Here is a 17,698-nt window from a genome sequence, read left to right as displayed (position 1 = left end):
CGGCCACACACCACACAGACACCACCCCGGCAACACCCTGCGTCACCCTGGGCGACCGCATCCCATCACACGCCACACCCACCCGCCCCACCGAACACACCCGCCGAGACGGTCCACCGCCCAACCTGACACCACAGCGCCCCACCGCCCCCGCAGCGGGACACACCCCCGCCCACACGAGCCCACGATGAGCAACCAAGACGGCCGCGCCCTCGGCATCGCCGCCGCCCGCGACGGACCCGCAGCCTCGCCATCTTCGACATCGACGACCCCGACGTACGCCTCACCCAAACCGAAGCCAACGCACTCGCCGAACCGCTCACGGAAGACCGACCGGCGGGGGACAACCCAGGGAGCGAGGCGACACGGGGACGACGCCCTCGGAACGGACACCCGCCGCTGCGCCCCATCGCGGCAGAGGCCGGGCGCAGCGGCGGCCTGCTCTGCACGCCTGCAGCAACTTCCGGTCGAGCGTGGGGTCCGTGGGTGGAGCCGGCCAGGAACAGGCTGCTTACCGGAGCCGCTTCCGGTAAGTGGGGGCGGGGGACTGCCGATCCGCGCCTCCGAGCGCGTCTGCGCCCCACCAGGCCGCGCCGCCCGAGAATGCGCGCTCCCGCGAACACGCGCACCCTGGAGAAAAGCCTTTCGGCCCTCGGGCCGACCAGTCCCGGCCCAAAACGCCGCGGCACCGCACGGTGTCCACCCTCCCGGCGGAGGATGCCCGTGCGGCGAAGGGACGCGTCCATGCCTCGCCACCCACACCCCGCCGACCCCGGCCCCGCAGGCGGCCCCCCGGGAGCCCCCGACCGCCCCGCACCGCCGCCGCCCGGCACCGACCCGCCGCACCCGGCCGCCGACCCCCGCCGCGGAGTCCTCCTGCCGCTCGCGCTCGCCCAGTTCATCTGCAGCTTCGCCGGCTCCAACATGAACGTGATGATCAACGACATCAGCCACGACCTGGACACCACCGTCCAAGGCGTGCAAGTCGCCATCACCGTCTTCCTCCTGGTCATGGCCGCCCTGATGATCCCCGGCGGCAAACTCACCGACCGCTACGGCCGCAAACGCTGCTTCCTCGTCGGACTCGTCATCTACGGCATCGGCGCGCTGCTCAGCGCCGCCTCCCCGGGACTGGGCGTCCTCATCCTCGGCAACTCCATCCTCGAAGGCGTCGGCACCGCCTTGCTCATCCCGCCCGTCTACATCCTGACCACCCTGTTCTTCACCGACGTCACCTCACGCGCCCGCGCCTTCGGCGCCGTCATGGCCCTCGGCGGCATCGGCGCAGCCGCCGGACCCCTCATCGGCGGACTCATCACCTCGGCCATCAGCTGGCGCGCCGCGTTCGTCTTCCAGGCCCTCGTCGTCGCCCTGATCGTGCTGCTCAGCCGACGCATCCGCGACCCCTTGCCGCCTGAGCCCGAACGGCCGTTCGACATCCAGGGCGCGGTGCTGTCCGCCGTCGGGCTGACGCTGCTGGTGATGGGGATCCTCGCCGCCGACAACAACCTGTGGCTCACCCTCGGTCTGCTCGTCGCCGGCGCACTCGTGCTCGTCTGGTTCTTCCTCGCCGCGCACGCCAAGGAACGCGCGGGCGAGGAACCGCTGCTGTCGCCGTCCCTGTTCCGCAACCACACGTCGAACCTCGGCCTGGTCACGCAGAACATCCAGTGGCTCGTGCTGATGGGTACGTCGTTCGTCGTCGCGACGTACCTCCAAGTCGTCCGCGGCTATGACGCCGTCGCCACCGGCGTCATCTTCACCGCGGCAACCCTCGGCCTGCTCGCCTCGTCCCTCGCCGCCGAACGCCTCGCCAAGCGCCACGCGCAGCGCACGCTCATCGTCACCGGCTTCGCCGTCACCGCCGTCGGAATCGGCGTCCTGATCGGCCTGGCCGGCAGTTCCACGCGGGCGATCGCCTATACACCGGGGCTCCTGCTCATCGGGCTCGGACTGGGGCTGATGCTCACACCCTCGGTCAACATCGTGCAGTCGAGCTTCCCGGAGGACCAGCAAGGGGAGATCTCCGGCCTGTCGCGGAGCGTCTCCAACCTCGGCTCGTCCCTGGGCACGGCCGTCGCGGGCACGATCCTCGTCGCCAACCTGACCAGCCACGCGTACGCGGCGGCCATGGGCACGCTGGCGGGGCTGGCAGTGGTCGGACTGATCGCGGCGACACGGCTGCCGCCGGGGGAGCCGCCCGGCGTGCGGGCGGAGGCGGAGGCAGCGGCGGGGGAGTGAGGGCCCGGGCTCCAACCGCGAGACACCGGCGGTCCTGTCGGTCCTGGTGCTCGAAGACCTGGGTGAGACGGTCGGCTCCCGTGCCGAATGAGGCGGATTTGCTTCCGTAGGACGGGAGTTCGTATGCCATGTCGTGTAATCCCCATTACACGACATGATTACGGGTGGGGGAAGTGGGCCCGGGTGAGGGGCTGTTGGTTCCAGGGTGGCATGGGGGTGGGGATGAGGGCTACGGGGAGGGGGCTGAGGGGGTGACGGGGTTTTGAGGGCGGCGGGGGCGGGGGCTTGGCCGAGAGGCCAAGGCTCTCGGCCAGGTGTCGATCCGGGGTGGCGCAGCCGACTGCGGTGTTGCGCGCGGTGGCCGCGTGGGGGGCGTGCGACGCCGCCGCCGGACGGCGTCGGGTGGACTCTGCAGCGGCTACGGACGGCTGGGAGTTAGCTTGGCGTCGTGGGCAGCGCTCTGGGCCCGCCCAGCCGCCAGTTACGACCGCCGCCGACGCATGCACTTCGAAAACCCCAGGGATTCCACGGCGTTCAGGCCCCTTCTGCCCCCTTCCACAGTTCGCCGATAATGCACATTATGTCAAGTAGCGCGGGTTGGCCCTGCCCCCTGCCGACCGCCTTGGCCCAGAGTTTGGTTGTCAGCCCCGCGCCGTCTGCTGAGCCCACCACGTGCGGTCGACCGTCGGTACGTCACGTCCAACTCCTCGCCGCGGCGGGCGAAGGACGTGGGCGACGAACTCGGGCGGAAGCTGCCGGATCCCTCGATGCAGTGCGCAAGCCCGCTGGGTCGGATGTACACGCCGTCTGTCCCCCGGCGGCCGGCTCGCAACTTGCCCCGCAACCCCCGTCCAACCCCAACCAACTCCCCCTGTGGATAACGCAAAGCAACACCCCGTAACTCCTTGACTTCCTCCCTCCCCATCTCCTGGCACTTTCGGGGGGATTTCTCGGCTTCGCCTACCCGGACCACCCCCGCCGTTCTATCGTCGGCCCGATCGGAGTCACCCGAGGGAAGGGGCCTGACGTGACCCGACGGGGTTGGGGAGTCGCGCGGGTGGGTGAAGCGTTGGGGCTGGTCCCCCGCCAAGTCCGGCTGGCCGCGCGGGCCGGACTGTTGGATCAGCACGAGGACGGTTCCTTCGACGCCGACTGCGTCGCCCGTGCCGCCGCCGACCAGCGCCGGTTCCTCGACGCCCTGCACCGTGAAGAGCCCCTCAGCGCCGCCAAGGCCGCGCAGCGCCTGCACATCAGCCGTGCGCGCTTCGCCCGTGTGGCCCGTACCGCGGAACTCCCCGTCGTGGAACGCCAGTGGCTGCGCCGCAACGGCGCCGACGTGGCCGTGTGCTACTACCGCACCGCCGATGTCGACGCCCTACTCCCCCACGTCGTCGCCGACATCGAGCTGCGCGCCGCCGCGGCCGCCGTCGCCCGGTCCCAGGCCGCCGCGAAGGCCGCCCGTACCCGCGCCTACAACCGGGAACGCGCGCAGGAAGCCCGCCAGTTGCTGAGCGTCCGCCGCCCCGGTGCGGACGGCGACCCGGTGGAGACCGTGCTGTGGGCGGTCGCCCTCGGCACCGCCGCCGGCTACCTGCCTCCGCGGCTGCGCCGGTTCCGCGACGACACCCGTGCCGCCGCCCTCGCCGATCTGGTCGGCCAGGCCCGGCTGCGCCCCGGCGAGCTCACGGCGCTGGCGCAGGACGCGGTCTCCCCCGCGCTGCGCGTCCTCCCGCAGCTTGCCGCGCCCGGCGAGGTGGCGTCCCGCCTCGGGGTGCCCGCGCTGCGCCTGGCCTGGCACGTCCCGGCCGTGCACGGCTACGTCGCCCGCTCCACGCTCGACGAACTGGCGTCCGAACCCCCGGCTTGGCTGGTCCAGCTGCGGGGCGATCTGGAACTCGAACGCGTGTCCGCCATGTGGAGCCGCGAGCAGGAGCGCGTGTGGGAGGCCGCCCGCGGACGCGCCGATGCGGTGCTGCGTGATGCCGAGCGTGTCGTGGCGCGTGTCCCCGACGAGGCGGTCGCCGAACTCTTCGGCCTGGACTTGTCCGTCGTCGAGGCGCTGCGCCCGCGCAGCGGCGGTTGGACGGCCGGCTACGTCGCCCGTCTGCTGGCCACCCGCCCCGCCTGGCTGGCCGACGACCGGACGGCCTGGGCCGAGGCCGAGCGCCGTGCCGCCTCGGCGCGGCGCCGGGCGGCAGCCCGCCAGGCCCGCGGCCAGGAGCAGCGGCGGGACTCCCGCCGCAAGAACGACCACGACGCCTGAGAGACGCGGCCGCCGGCTACTCCTCCGTCATCAGCTCCGCGGCCACGAGTGCCCCGAGGTCGGTGCAGGCTTCGCGCGCGGGTTTCGTCACGGTGCCGACGACTTCGACTGCGGGGCGGACGCGTCGTAGTCCCATCACGTTCGCGGCGCCTTCCACGGCGCGGACTGCTCCGGCTGTGTCGCTGCCGCCGTGGACGTAGAGCCCGTAGGGCTTGTGCTGGTTGGTGCCGGAGTCGACGTAGAGGACTTGGTCGAACCAGTGTTTGAGGGCGCCGGACATGTAGCCGATGTTGGCGGGGGTGCCGAGGAGGTAGCCGTCGGCTTCGAGGGTTTCGGCGGGTGAGCAGGTGAGGGCGGGGCGGACGCGGATGTCGACGCCGGTGATGTCGGGGTCGCGGGCGCCGGTGAGGGCGGCTTCGAGGAGTTCGGCGAGGGTGGGTGAGGGCGAGTGGTGGACGACGAGCAGGACGGTCACGTGCGTGGTCCCCTTTCGCGGGCTCCGGAAGGGTCATGCTCTCAGCCGCGGGGCACACGGCGACGCCCGCCGCCCCGGGGTGTTCGGGGGCGGCGGGCGTCGGTTTCGCGCGGTGCGGGTGGGGTTCAGCGGCCGGCCGGGGTGGTGGCGTGGGCTGCGGCCTGGGCCGGGAAGCCGGTGCGGCCGGTGAGTTCGGCGGTGCAGTAGGCGCAGCGGGTGGCGGCGGCGGGGATGAGGCTGAGGCACTCGGGGCAGTCGGTTTTGGCGACCGGCTCGTCCTTGATGGGTTCGAAGCGGGATTGGAGCTTCGCGACGGGGAGGACGACGGCGAAGTAGATGACCGCGGCGACGAGGACGAAGCTGACGAGTGCGTTGACGAAGGCGCCGTAGGGGAACGTGGTGTCCGCGACGGTGAAGGTTTCCTTGCTGAAGTCGCCGACGGCGCCGGTGGCGACGCCGATGAGCGGGGTGAGGAACGCGGTGACGAAGCCGGTCACGACGGCGGTGAAGGCGGCGCCGATGACGATGCCGACGGCGAGGTCGACCACGTTGCCGCGCAGGAGGAAGGCGCGGAAACCCTTGAACACCGGGTACTCCAGGGGGGTGTAGTGGGGGGTGTGCGGGCGGGGTGGGCCCGGGGCGGCCGTGCGGCAGCCCGGCGGGCCATGCTGCCGATCTCGGCGTCGCGGGTCCATCCGCTTAACCGTTTCGAGTTATATGTCGTATTTGTTGTGTGGGGTGTTCGGGGATGGGGTCGGGCCGGGTCGGCGTGGTGCCGGCCCGGCCCGGTGGGGGCGCGGGGTGTGGGTCAGTCCTTGGGGATGTAGGCGTCGCAGGTGGAGAACGCGTTTTGCTGGACGCAGAGGAACAGGGGGTTCCACTTGCTGCCGGTGTCCGCGACGGCCTTGGCGAGGGTGTCGGCGCATGTCTGGTCGGCCAGGCCCCAGAGCGATCCGTCGGGCCAGCCGGCCTGGGCGGTGCGGCTCTGGATGGTGTCGAGGCATTCGGTCGACGGGTCGTACGTCTTGATCTGGTTGAGGAACTCCAGGTACTGGGGGTTGGTCGGGGCGGCGGCGAGCGCGTTGAGGGTGTTCTGCGCGGCGGCCTTGTCCTGGGGGGACGCGGTGGGGCTGTTGACGGTCTGCAGTGCGGTGGTGGTCTGCTGCATGACCTGCTGGATCTTCTGCTTGTCCTGCGGCTTGACCGGTGCGCTCTTGGGGTCGGCGAGGGCGACGAGGCCGCCGCTGACGATGTTCAGGGCGTTCAGGAGGCGCTGCCGGTCGACGGCGGAGAGCTTGGGGTCTTGGAGTTGGGCGGTGGCTTCGGCGAGGCTGCGGCCTACGCCGAGGTAGAACTCGCGGTCGACGGGTGAGGTCTTGGGGTCCTGGGCGAGCTGGAGGGCGGCCCGGGCGCCGTTGACGATCTGCTGGTAGCCGGCGCGGTCGGCGGCGGGGGTGTTGGGGTCGTTGAGGGCTTTCATGGCCGCGTTGACGCCGTCGATGATCTTCTGGTTGGCGATCTTCTCGGCGGCCGGGGTGGTGGGGTTGTTGACCGCGGCGATGGCCTTGTCGAGGGCGTCCTTGAGTTTCTGCTTGTCGGCGGCGGAGATGTTGAGTTTCGCGATGCCGTCGTCGATCTGCTGCTTGGTTTCCGGGGGCACCAGGTTCTTGATGCTGCCGGTGGTGGCGGTGCCGCCGCCGGAGGGTGTCCCGGTGCCGGTGGAGGGTCCTCCCGAGGTGGCTCCCTTGCTGGAGGTGCCGGTTCCGCCGGTGGCGGTGCCGCCGCTGTTGGGGGGCTTGTAGGGGTTGTTGGGGGTGTTGGGTTGTCCGGTGGGGGTGCTGCCGCCCCCACCGCCGCCTCCACCTCCGCCGCCTCCCGTACCGCCTCCGCCGCCGGTGGGTGGTGCGGTGGGGTCGCCTGGTGCGGCGGGCCGGTCCTGGACGGGGGCGCCTACGGCTGCGGCGGCCGCGGCGGGGAGTGCCATGGCTGCGGCGAGGCAGGAGACGCCGATGATGCGGGGGATCCGTTTCCCGGTGGTTTTGGACATGCGTGTTCCAGGTGCGTGCTGGGCGGAGCGTCCCTGTCCGGGTTCACCGCCGCTGCGGGGCGGTGTGGCGGTCACCGGAGGTGTGGGCCTCGAACGGTGCGCGTGGGACAAAACCCACTCTTCGCCTCTGGGAGGGCGGTCGCAACTGCTGGGCTGTCCGGGCCTGGTCGGACACAAGTGCTTGGTGTGTACAGGTTGTTCGCGGGTTCGCCGGATGCGGTGCGATTAGCGACAAATACCCCCATTTGGTGGCTCCCCAGAGCGTGAGCAATTTGTCACGATAAGACCACTTTCTGTGATGTTCGTGGCGTCGTGTGACCGTCGTCGTCCCCCGCACCAAGTGCACCCCCGCGTGCACCGCCCCCAGGAGTCACCGTGGTTCTGTCCATCTCCGGAGTCCTGCTGCTCGGCGTCATCGCCTTCCTGTTCTTCCGCAAAGACGGAATGAAGGCATCCCACGCCATCGTCTGCGCACTCTTCGGCTTCTACCTGGCCAGCACTGCGATCGCGCCGCACATCAAGGCGAGCGGCAACAGCCTCGCCAGCCTGCTGTCCGGCATCAACTTCTGACGCGCCGCCCCCGGCGCGCTGCCGAAGCGGCACTCCGAACCCTGTCCCCGCCCCGCGGCACCCGCCGGCCGGTCCCCCGGCCCCAGGCCCCGACTCCATGGCGAGCCGGGGCCTGACGGCGTCCCCGCCCCCGCTTCGCACACCCCTTCGATCGAACATCCGTACCGATGGGAGACCCGCTGTGCCTGCCCCCCTGCCGCCCACCACGCCCGCGCTGTCCCGGCGCATCGCCGACGCCACCCGCACCGGCCTCGGCCACGCCCGCACCGGACTGGCCGCGTCCCGAGCCCACGCCGGACGCGTCCGCGGCCACGCCCGCGACATGTTCGCGCCCCTCCTCCACCTCGGCCGCGGCTTCCGCCGCGAAGTCGCCTGGGCCCGCACCTGGTGGAAAGAAGCCACCCCCGACCGCCGCAAAGGCGCCCTCGTCGGCGCCGTCGCCGTCGGCGTCCTGCTCTACTTCCTGCCCTACGGCCCCCTCCTCGCCCTCGGCGCCCTCATGGCCGGCGCCGCCTGGCTCGGCCGCGACCGCACCCCGCCCCCGCCACCCGGACCCCCGCCCGGCGACAACCGCCTCCAAGCCATCTACAACGGCCTCGTCCCCCACCTCGCCGACACCCACGATCCCGACGCCCGCTTCGAAGCCGGCGCCGCCCACAGCAAAGCCTTCGAACACCACGAATTCGACGGCGACCAGCTCACCCGCCTCGAACTGCGCTACTCCCCCTACTTCGCCGACGACGACCCCGAAGCCCGCCACCGCATCGAACGCGTGATCGAAGCCAAGGCCGGACGCGCCCGCGAATACCTCTACGGCTGGGACACCGAAGCCAACCGCCTCACCGTCGCCGCCCTCCCCCCGCTCCCCGGCCCCGTGCCCGCCCAGCCCTACGTCACCGCCCCCTGCGAAATCGTCCTCGGCTTCACCGACCCCACCTCCACCAACCGCCTCATCCCCGTCACCACCTCCACCGCCGCCGACGCCGACCCCGACCCCGACGGCACCCAACTCCCGCCCGTCGTCTGGCGCACCGGCACCCGCACCAACGCCCCCCACCTCCTCGCCGTCGGCGGACCCGCCTCCGGCAAAACCACCCTCCTGCGCACCATCGCCGTCCAAACCCTCCGCGACGGCGACGTCCTCGCCGTCGACGCCACCGGCTCCGGCGACTTCGCCTGCCTCGCCGGCCGCGCCGGCGTCCTCCGCGTCGAAACCACCCAGAACGGCGCCCGCGAAGCCCTCACCTGGCTCCGTGAGGAAACCGCCCGCCGCGCCGCCGCCATCGCCGAAGCCAAACGCTCCGGCCGCGCCGCCCCCGAAGACGCCCGCCGCCCCCTGTGCGTCCTCCTCGACGAACCCGCCGACCTCGCCGACCCGGACGTCCACACCCTCCTCGACCTCCCGCTGCGCCTCGGCCGCACCACCCACATCAGCATCGTCGCGACCGCCCGCCCCGCCCAGCTCGACCGCCTCCACCCCGGCCTGCTCTCCGAGACGCACACCCGCGTCGCCCTCGGCCCCCTCGACGCCGCAACCCGCGCCGCCGCCCTCGGCTCCGCCCCCGGCATCGCCGGCGGCGAAGGCGTCCCCGCCGGCCGCGGCTACGCCCGCGTCGGCGGCGGCCCCGTCATCCGCCTGCAGACCCCCTACACCCCCGACCCCCTCGAAGACGACACCCCGGACGCCGACCGCGCCCGCGTCCTGGCCCTCCTGCCCCCGGTCGCGGCACAAGGAGCGCTGCCGGTACACGGGACCGAGACGGAAGCCGCGGCGACCGCACCGTCGCTGGTCAAGACGATCTGACGAAGAAGCGGGTGCGTTCACGAGGGCACCCGGGCGACGACACCGTGGAGCCCCTGCCGACCGGACGTGGTCGACAGGGGCTCCACGGTGTCCGCGGGGGCCGGGCTGGACGGCACCGGCAGGCGCCGACGGCGCAGCGCCGACCAGCGTCGGCCCGGCGCTGTTCTGCCGCTGCGCCGCCCGGACGCGTTTCAGACGGTGCCGTCGGCAAGGCAGGGCGGGGATTTCCACCCGCATCCGACACCGCCACGGCCCGCACGGCGCAGCGGCAGAGCGAACACCCGGTGCGGCGGCGGCCGTTGACTCAGAACCTGTCCTCGGGGCGCAGCGGGCCCGTGAGCACGATGCGTTCGTGTCGGGTCATCTGGTCGAGGAGGTGCAGGGTCCGGCTTCGGACGGGCACGTCCGGCAATGTGCCGCGGAAGTCGTAGTCGGCTTCCCGGATGTGCTGCCCGGGCGCCGGGCCGGCCTGCCGGGGAATGCGGCTAGGTGTTGGGCCAAGGCGATGCGGGCGGCGGTGCGTTCGGCGTCCTGCCGGGCGAACACATCCCCGACGACCGCTTCCACGGCTCGGCGTGCGCGGGCTTCGGCGGGTGGATTCGCGTGCGCGGGCTGGTCGGGCCGACTGCCGGCGGTGTGCCGTTCGCCGACGGTCCCTGTGGCGAACAGGAACGTGACCCGGGCCATCCGACGCGGCGCGGGCATGCGGTCGTCTACGGCCAACCACGAAACCATCTCGACTGCGTCGGCTTGTGTGGCGGCCGCTGGTGCCCTGATGGACGATCTCGTTGCCGAAGCAGCCCAGGAAGTCCCTGTTGTCGAGGAACTGGCCCCGCGTGGGGTCGTACTGCATCCGGGCGTTTGTGGGGATCGGGCCGTCGGCGCCTGTCCGGTCGTCGACGATGCGGCGGAAGATGTGCCGTATCTCGGGCCCGGGTTCCTCGTCGGGGGGCTTGGGGTGTTCCGCCGTGCGGATCGTCGGATCGTCGGGCCCGGGTCGGGAGCGGAGCGGGCGGCGGTGTCCGATCGGGGGCGGCGGAGGCGGCGACTCTTTCGGGGATGGGCTGTACGGGTGATGTCGCGTGGGGTGTGTGCGCCGTGGGGTGCGCCCCGCGTACGCCCATTGGGGCACGAATGAGCCAAACGTCGCGCAAGAGGCCTTGGTGGGGGCCATGATGGTGCCGCACGAGCGGCGGCGCGGCCTGCGGAACGGGGGCGTGTGCGGCTGTGTGGCCCCGCGCGCGGGGGCCGTTGCCTGTCGATTTTTTGAGCCCGACGATCCGCCGGTGCCTGGCGCGCGGTGCGGCGCGTGCGGCCGGCCGGGGGCGGGGCCGGCAGCCGAGGACGTGGCGCCGGTGTTCGACCTCGCGAAGCTCTCCCCCAGCGACGTGGTCGTGTGCGGGTCCGATCTGCGGCAGGCCGCGGCGCGGGCGTCGACCGCGGAGGAGGCCGCGGTGTTGGTGGCCCGCCAGTTGCGTGCGGTGTTTTTGGAACCGCCGCTGGAGGCCCCGGAGTCCGTGCCTGCTGCGCCGGCCGGTTCCGTGCCGTTTCCGGGAGTCGACGCTACGGCGGCGCAGCCGGGGAGTGCGGACAGTGCGCTGCATCCGGCGGTTCCGGCTCCGCCGACGGGGTTAACGGGTGTCCGCGGGGCCGACGTCTTGCCGCGGCCGTTGCCGGGCGGTGTCGAGGGCGGTGGCACGGTCGGTTCCGCCGACGCCGCCGTTTCTGGCTCCGCGGGTGTGCCGGTCGCGCCCGGGCCGCTCGGTGCGACCGCGCTTGGAAGCCCGCCCCCGTCGGCGCCCCAGGCGTCGTCCTGGGCTGCTCCCGCGGTGTCGGCGCTGCCTGAGCCGGTGTTTCCTCCTGCACCGTCCGCCGTGCTGCCCACGGTGGTCCCTCCCATCGTGCCTCCGCAAGGTGCCGGATCGTTCGTGGGCCCCGTGTCTCACCAAGTCGCCTTGGCCCGCGTCTACATCACCCTTCGCGAGGAGGCGGGTACGCGCGCTCTGGTTCTCCTCGGTGGCGACGGTGGCGCTCCCGAGCCGACGCATCCCGGGTTCCCTGCCCGGATTGCGTTGTCGGGTCCTGGTGCGCCGCAGGCGGTGCATCCCGCGTTGGCGGCGGTGTTGGACCGTCTTGGTGTGGAGGCGTGCGGGGGTGCGGGGTGGGAGGCGGAGCGGTGTGCGATCGCGCATATTCCGGATCCGCATGCGGCGGTGCACGGGGTGCGGACGGTGGTGGGGTTCGGGGGTCCGTTGCCGGACGGCGAGGTGTTCGCGGTGTTGTTGTTCTGCGGGGTGCATGTGCCGGTGGGGGCGGGTGAGGCGTTGCGGGGGTTGGTGCCGGCGGCGCGGTTGGCGTTGATGCCGGCGCCGTGGGCTCCGGTGCCGTCGCCGCGGGGGACGACGGCTGTGGTGGCGGTGGAGTCGGGGGTGACCGGGGCCACGGGGGTGGTGGACGGTTTTGCGGCGGCGGCGCGGTTGGACGCGTTGGAGCAGTTGCTGGCGGTGGCGGAGGACACGACCGTCGAGCAGGCGCGGACGGTGGAGACGTACCGGGGGCGGGTGCGGACGCAGGCGGAGCAGCTGCGGTTGAAGCAGCGTCGTCTGGAGCAGGAGACGCAGATTGTTCGGACGCTGTACCACGTGGGTCAGAAGTTGTCGCGGAAGTTGGATCTGGACGAGTTGGTGCTGGCGGCGACGGAGGCCGCGGTGTCGGTGATCGCGGCGGAGCACGGGTTGCTGCTGTATCGGGACTGTGGTGCGGAGGAGGGGCCGGACGGGGAGGACACGATCCGGTATGCGTCGGCGTCGCGGAACGAGCCGGGGGACGGCGGGGGTGCGCATCCGTTGTTGCCGCCTGCGGGGTTGCGGTTGCTGCCGTCGCATTTGCTGACGGATGTGGTGCGGTCGGGGGATGTGGCGGATTTTCCGGGGGTGTTCGCCGGGGAGGGGCATCGGGCGCCGTGGGGGTCGGCGTACGGGGGTGCGGTGCGGTCGTATTTGGCGGTGCCGGTGGTGTCGCGGGAGGGGGATGTGCTGGGTTCGTTCGCGTTTTCGCATGCGAAGCCGGACATCTTCACGGAGCGGGACGAGCAGTTGGCGTTGGGGATTGCGGCGCAGGCGGCTGCCGCGATCGAGAACGCGCGGCTGTACCGGAACGTGCGGGATATGGCGGTGCGGTTGCAGCGGTCGTTGCTGCCGCCTGAGGTGCCGGATATCGACACGTTGGAGATTGCGTGCCGGTATTTGCCGGGGGCGCGGGGGACGCAGGTGGGGGGTGACTGGTTCGACGTGATCGCGTTGTCGGCGGGGCGGGTGGCGTTGGTGATCGGGGATGTGATGGGCCGCGGGTTGGGGGCGGCGGCGGTGATGGGGCAGTTGCGGACGGCGGTGCGGGCGTATGCGGTGATGGATTTGCCGCCGGCGCAGGTGATGCGGCACTTGAACCGTTTGGTGGCGGGGATGGGGGCCGAGGATCAGATCACGACGTGTGTGTATGCGGTGTACGACCCGGGGGCGGGGTCGATTCGCTGGTCGAATGCGGGGCATCTGCCGCCGGCGTTGGTGGGTGCGGCTGGTGGGGTGCGGTTGTTGGACGACGATCTGGGGGTGCCGTTGGGGGTGGCGGCGGCGTCGGAGGGGACGGCGTTCGACGATGCGGAGGTGCCGTTTGCGGCGTCGGACCGGTTGCTGCTGTACACGGACGGTTTGGTGGAGCGGCACGATGTGTCGTTGACGGATCGGCTGGGGGATTTTGCGGCGCAGATGGGGGGTGCGGCGCGGCGGGTGGACGGTGTGCAGGACACGTGTGACCGGTTGTTGGGCGGGATGCTGACGGGTCGGGAGCACGACGATGTGGCGTTGTTGCTGGTGCGGGCGCGGGAGGGTCGGGACCGGGTGGCGTCGGTGGAGTTGCCGCCGACGGCGAAGGCGGCGCGGGAGGGCCGGGCGTTCGTGCGGTCGGTGATGGGGCGGTGGGGTGTCGCGGACCGGGCTGCGGGTGCGGGGTTGTGGGTGGATGCGGCGTGTTCGGTGGCGACGGAGTTGGTGGCGAACGCGGCGGAGCATGCGCGGACGCCGATGGAGTTGGGGTTGCGGCTGCGTCCGGGGTGCCTGGTGGTGCAGGTGGCGGATCAGGACGGGCGGTTGCCGCGGAGGTTGGCGGCGTCGGTGTCGGAGGAGCGGCACCGGGGGTTGGCGATTGTGGGGGCGTTGGCGTCGGACTGGGGGGCGCGGCCGACGGATTCGGGGAAGGTCGTGTGGGCGGAATTGCCGGAGCCGGGGGTGCGCCGGGCGAGGTGACGGCGGCGGGTCGGGCGGTGGTTTTCGGTGCCGGGGGCGGCGTAGGGGTTTGGTTCGGTTCGTACGGGTGATCGATGAGGGGGCGGTGGGGCGCGCGGTGGTGTGGAGGGGGTGAGGGATGGCACCGCGGCCGGGTCGATGATCGATTGATCGACCCGATGATTTATCCAAGATGTGATGAAAAGCCCGAATTGGGGTAGTACCTGGGCGGTGCAGGCCGGGGTGCCCACCGCGCCGCGAGGGCGCGGGGAACACCTCCGGAACATCCCGGGAATCTTCGGGCCCTGCCGCACGTTGATCGAGCGTTACCAGAACGAGGCAGCCTCGGGCTGTCGCAGTGGACTTTCAAGCCCAGGAGGCACGATTTCATGAGTGAACGAGCTCTCCGCGGCACGCGCCTCGGTGCCACCAGCTACGAGACCGACCGTGGAATCGACCTGGCCCCCCGCCGGACCGTGGAGTACGCGTGCCCGCGCGGCCACCGGTTCGAGATGCCGTTCTCCGTCGAGGCGGAGATCCCCTCGGTATGGGAGTGCCGCAGCTGTGGCCTCGTCGCCCAGCTGGTGGACGGCGCCCCGCCGGAGGAGAAGAAGAACAAGCCCGCGCGTACGCACTGGGACATGCTGATGGAGCGGCGCACCCGCGAGGAACTCGAGGAAGTCCTCGCCGAACGCCTCGCCGTACTGCGCTCCGGGGGCATCGACCTGCACCACGACCCGCGCGACAACCGCAAGACGGCCTGACCACCGGCCGCGCAACGAGAGGTTCGCGCAGGCACCGACCGCAGACCGGACGACCGCAACGACGAACGGCGTGGGCCGCACCCCGGGCAGGGGGTGCGGCCCACGCCGTTTCCGCATGCCTGCGACAGCCCGACAGCCTGGCGGTTCGACAGCCCCGGTGCGGCGACCGGCCCCGGGCCGCAGCGGGGTGGGGCGGCGCGGCGGCGCTACCATCCGTCGATGGTCCGCCGTGCGAAGAAGCCGCGCCGTCTCACCGTCGGCACCGACACCTACCTGTGGTCCGTACGCCACGCCCACGGCCCGGTGACGCGCGACGCGGCAGGCGCGTTCGTCCGCGTCGGCGAGGACGCCTGCCGCGAGACCCTCGCGCTGCGCCCCCTCGGCCGCGCGGGCGGGCTGCGGATCGAGTTCCGCAGCGGCCCGGGACGGCTCGTCCCCGACGGGTGGCTGCCGTCCGGCACGGTCGGCACCGACCTGGACGCGCTTCTCAACCTCCACGAACCCGGCACCGTCCGCGCTCTCCTCGACGAAGCCCTCGCCGACGGCTGGGACCCGGACCACCCGCGCGTGGCGTTCGTCGACGGCTGGACGCTGTTCGACGGCGCCCGCACGCGGCGCAGCGCGGGCGCCGCGGGCTGACACGGGCTGCTCCCCCGCCGGGCTGTGGGGCCGGGGGTTACGGCAGGTAGTGCGGTCCGCCGGTCGGGCCGCCGTGGTGGCCCGGGTCGCGGCGCGGCGTGCCGTCGGGGTCGACGATGTCGCCGTGGACGACCTCGCCGGACACGACCTTCCCGTCCGGGCGGTGCATGCGCATCTGCTCCTGCGCTTGGCGGGCCTGCCCCATCGCGGCGCCGAACCGGGTCCGGCGCGCCACCTGGCTGCCGACCGCCCCGCCGATCAGCTTGCGCACCAGCGGCCGGGTGAACGGCAGGAGGCACAGCAGACCGGCCACGTCCGAGATGAACCCGGGAATGATCAGCAGGATGCCGCCCAGTACGACCAGCCCCGCGTCCGCGGCGGCCCGCCCCGTCCGGGAGGCGTCCACGCCGGGTCCGGCCTGGCCCTGCGCCGCGGCGGATTCCGCGGTGGCGGCGTCACGCAGCCGGGTCAGCGCCCGGCGGCCTTCGTAGCGGATCGCGAGCGAGCCGGCGATCACACCGGCCAGGAGCAGCAGCACGGTGTCGCCGGCGCCGATCGCGGAGCCGACCCGGCTGATCAGGTAGATCTCGGCGATCGGCCAGGCGATCAGAGGAATCAGGACTGCGGCGCGGCGCATGGGGTGCGGGTTCTCCTTCCGGCCCGGGTCCGGGGCGGGCCGCGCCGTGCGGGGCGCGGACGTACCGGATCGGGCTGCCGCCGCGGCGGGCCTTGCACGGTCCGTGTGGCGGGTGATGCGTGGGGGGACGGTGGTGCTGTGGGGGCGCCCCGGGGAGTGCCGGCTGGGTGCCGGGTGCGGGATGTCCTTGATGAGAATGACGCCCTGGGAGCGCGGAGTGTTCCCGACACGGCGGGACGGGCGCTTCCGGGCGCGGCGCCGGGGTTGCGCGGCACGTGGCGGGTGGGTGTCGGCCGGGGTGCCCGTGGGGGTGTCAGTCGGTGTCGGAGGCGGCCAGGACGGCCAGGCGGCGTCCGTCCGGGGACAGGGCGGCCAGGCCGATGTCCCAGGCGACCTGCCAGTACCAGGGGGTGTCGGCGTCGAAGACGAACCAGGTGCAGGCCCGCACGCGCGTTTCGACGGCATCGAAGGGGGTGCCGTCGGGGCAGCCGGCGAGCGCGGCGATGGACTGCCACGCGGCGAGGCGGCCGTACGCGCCGTAGACGCCGGAGTTGTAGGCGCCGCCGTTGGCGGCCGCGCCGAACAGGATGCGCCAGGCGTTTGCGGGCGGCTGCGCGGCGATCGCCCAGCCGGCGCGGTCGTGGACGCCTTCCAGGCAGGCCAGGCCCAGCGCGGGCAGCACGGCCGGCACCACGGCGGCGTCCAGCGGGCGGGCGAAGTCGAAAACGCGGGCCTCGGCGCCGCCGTTGGATTCGTCGGGCCAGTTCGCCACCGCCGCGGCGATCGCGTCGGCCACGGCAGGGGCCGTGACCTCCGTCGCGTTCGGGGTGTCCGCGGGGGCGGAGGGCGGGCGTTGCGTGTGGACCGACGGGCCGAACGCGATCGCGAAGCTCAAGCCGCCGATGCCGTGCACCGGCACGTCCGCCTGAGCCTCTACCTCCCACCGGGTGAGCGGCAGCCGGGCCAGCGGGTGGTCGCGCCACTGCGGCGACGTCGGCCACGCGGCGATTCCCGGGGTCTGGGTGACGTCCACGTCCCGCAGCACCAGCTCGTGGACCAGGCACGTCCGCAGTTCGTCGGACACGAGGCCGGACGCGGGATCCGACGCGGGGCCGGGGAACACCGCGGCGAGGTGCTCGGGCGGGTGGCCGGAGGCGAGCAGCGAGGCCAGGTAGCGGTCGCCCCGGCGCGGGTCGGCACCGCGGCGGGCGGCGGCCAGGCGCAGCAGGAGGGTGACGCTGTCCCGGCCCGGGGTGGTGCCGAGAAGGCGGACGGCGTGGTCGACGATGCTCGCGTACTGCCACACCCGCGGCTCGGTGGCGCGGGCGTCGGCTTCGGCGGCGGCCAGGGCCAGGTCCGCGACGAAGCGGACGTCGCCGTCCGCGGCCCGCTCGTTGAGTGCGGTGAACAGGTCGCCGATGCTGTCGGTGCCCGGTAAGCCCGCCACGATGTCCGCTATCCGCTCCCCCGCCATGCCGCCGAGCGTACGCGAGCCGAGGACGCGCCATCAGCCGAATATCGCCGGGCGCGGCCGCCCCCGGACACGCCGGACGGGGCCGGCCCGGGGTGGGCGCGGCCCCGTCGGTGAGGCTTGGCTGGGTTACGGGCGTTCGGCGGGGCTGTCCGGGCGGGCAGCGGACGCCGTGGCGGCCGATTCGGTGGCGTCGTCACCGGTGGTCTCGGTCGCCTTGGCGTCAGCGTCAGTGTCGGCCTTGGCCTTGGTTTCGGACGCGGCGGGCTTCGCCGACGCGTCCGCTGGGTCGTCGGCCGGGGCCGGGTCGCCCTGCACGGCGTCGGCGGCGGTGTCCGCCTTGGCCGGAGCAGCCGGCTTGGCTGCCTTGGCGTCCTTGACGGGCTCCTTGACGGGCTCTTGGACCGGCTCGTGCGGTTCGGCCGCGGGTGCGGTCGGCGCGGCGGTCTCGGCGACGGTGTCCGTGCCGGGGAGCGCGGTTGCGGTGGCCGGTGCGGTCGTCTCGTC

12 protein-coding genes are annotated in these 17,698 nt (G+C 72.8%); 7 read left to right on the top strand and 5 right to left on the bottom strand.

Translation table 11 applies throughout. The features are described from left to right. Positions 1-744: 744 nt before the first annotated feature. Complete coding sequence (locus tag ABEA93_RS22770; RefSeq protein ID WP_425585048.1) at positions 745-2,241, top strand: MFS transporter; 1,497 nt, start codon at positions 745-747, stop codon at positions 2,239-2,241. A gap of 1,057 nt (positions 2,242-3,298) precedes the next feature. Beyond that, the gene (locus tag ABEA93_RS22765; RefSeq protein ID WP_345677539.1) at positions 3,299-4,504 is read left to right on the top strand and encodes a hypothetical protein; all 1,206 of its coding nucleotides are present in this window, start codon (positions 3,299-3,301) and stop codon (positions 4,502-4,504) included. A 16-nt stretch (positions 4,505-4,520) separates the two neighbouring features. Here ABEA93_RS22765 and ABEA93_RS22760 read toward each other — a convergent pair whose 3' ends face one another. From ABEA93_RS22760 to ABEA93_RS22750, 3 genes are all read right to left on the bottom strand, one after another. Beyond that, positions 4,521-4,979, bottom strand: a complete 459-nt coding sequence (locus ABEA93_RS22760) for a flavodoxin family protein (protein ID WP_345677538.1) — start codon at positions 4,977-4,979, stop codon at positions 4,521-4,523. Between the two features lie 125 nt (positions 4,980-5,104). Then, entirely contained in the window at positions 5,105-5,566 is a 462-nt protein-coding gene (mscL, locus tag ABEA93_RS22755) for a large conductance mechanosensitive channel protein MscL (protein ID WP_345677537.1), read from the bottom strand. Between the two features lie 221 nt (positions 5,567-5,787). Next, a complete protein-coding gene (locus tag ABEA93_RS22750; protein WP_345677536.1) occupies positions 5,788-7,026 on the bottom strand; it encodes a hypothetical protein in 1,239 nt (412 codons plus the stop codon). A 375-nt stretch (positions 7,027-7,401) separates the two neighbouring features. Between ABEA93_RS22750 and ABEA93_RS22745 the strand changes: the two genes are divergently transcribed. The 5 genes from ABEA93_RS22745 (at position 7,402) to ABEA93_RS22725 (ending at position 15,083) form a co-directional block, all read left to right on the top strand. After that, the gene (locus ABEA93_RS22745; protein ID WP_345677535.1) at positions 7,402-7,596 is read left to right on the top strand and encodes a hypothetical protein; all 195 of its coding nucleotides are present in this window, start codon (positions 7,402-7,404) and stop codon (positions 7,594-7,596) included. A 181-nt stretch (positions 7,597-7,777) separates the two neighbouring features. Next, positions 7,778-9,400: an ATP-binding protein gene (locus tag ABEA93_RS22740; RefSeq protein WP_345677534.1), complete on the top strand. Its 1,623-nt coding sequence runs from the start codon at positions 7,778-7,780 to the stop codon at positions 9,398-9,400. Positions 9,401-10,755: 1,355 nt separating this feature from the next. Next, positions 10,756-13,701 (top strand): SpoIIE family protein phosphatase, encoded by a 2,946-nt coding sequence (locus ABEA93_RS22735; protein ID WP_345677533.1) that lies wholly within the window; start codon positions 10,756-10,758, stop codon positions 13,699-13,701. A 368-nt stretch (positions 13,702-14,069) separates the two neighbouring features. Further along, complete coding sequence (locus ABEA93_RS22730; RefSeq protein WP_345677532.1) at positions 14,070-14,444, top strand: RNA polymerase-binding protein RbpA; 375 nt, start codon at positions 14,070-14,072, stop codon at positions 14,442-14,444. 219 nt (positions 14,445-14,663) lie between these two features. After that, entirely contained in the window at positions 14,664-15,083 is a 420-nt protein-coding gene (locus tag ABEA93_RS22725) for a hypothetical protein (protein WP_345677531.1), read from the top strand. A gap of 37 nt (positions 15,084-15,120) precedes the next feature. Here ABEA93_RS22725 and ABEA93_RS22720 read toward each other — a convergent pair whose 3' ends face one another. Both ABEA93_RS22720 and ABEA93_RS22715 read right to left on the bottom strand, forming a co-directional pair. Beyond that, positions 15,121-15,720, bottom strand: coding sequence for an FxsA family protein (locus tag ABEA93_RS22720; protein WP_345677530.1), 600 nt, complete (start codon positions 15,718-15,720; stop codon positions 15,121-15,123). Between the two features lie 313 nt (positions 15,721-16,033). After that, a complete protein-coding gene (locus tag ABEA93_RS22715; protein WP_345677529.1) occupies positions 16,034-17,194 on the bottom strand; it encodes a DUF6183 family protein in 1,161 nt (386 codons plus the stop codon). Positions 17,195-17,698 lie beyond the last annotated feature (504 nt).

Origin of the sequence: Yinghuangia aomiensis (assembly GCF_039542225.1) — a bacterium.
In the GTDB taxonomy this organism is placed as follows: Bacteria; Actinomycetota; Actinomycetes; order Streptomycetales; family Streptomycetaceae; genus Yinghuangia; species Yinghuangia aomiensis.
This window is presented reverse-complemented; position numbering and strand designations above follow the sequence as displayed.

Coding starts and splice junctions, on each gene's coding strand:
- ABEA93_RS22770 (WP_425585048.1), top strand. CDS start 745: ATGCCTCGCCACCCACACCCCGCCGACCCCGGCCCCGCAGGCGGCCCC.
- ABEA93_RS22750 (WP_345677536.1), bottom strand. CDS start 7,026: ATGTCCAAAACCACCGGGAAACGGATCCCCCGCATCATCGGCGTCTCC.
- ABEA93_RS22730 (WP_345677532.1), top strand. CDS start 14,070: ATGAGTGAACGAGCTCTCCGCGGCACGCGCCTCGGTGCCACCAGCTAC.
- ABEA93_RS22725 (WP_345677531.1), top strand. CDS start 14,664: ATGGTCCGCCGTGCGAAGAAGCCGCGCCGTCTCACCGTCGGCACCGAC.
- ABEA93_RS22720 (WP_345677530.1), bottom strand. CDS start 15,720: ATGCGCCGCGCCGCAGTCCTGATTCCTCTGATCGCCTGGCCGATCGCC.
- ABEA93_RS22715 (WP_345677529.1), bottom strand. CDS start 17,194: ATGGCGGGGGAGCGGATAGCGGACATCGTGGCGGGCTTACCGGGCACC.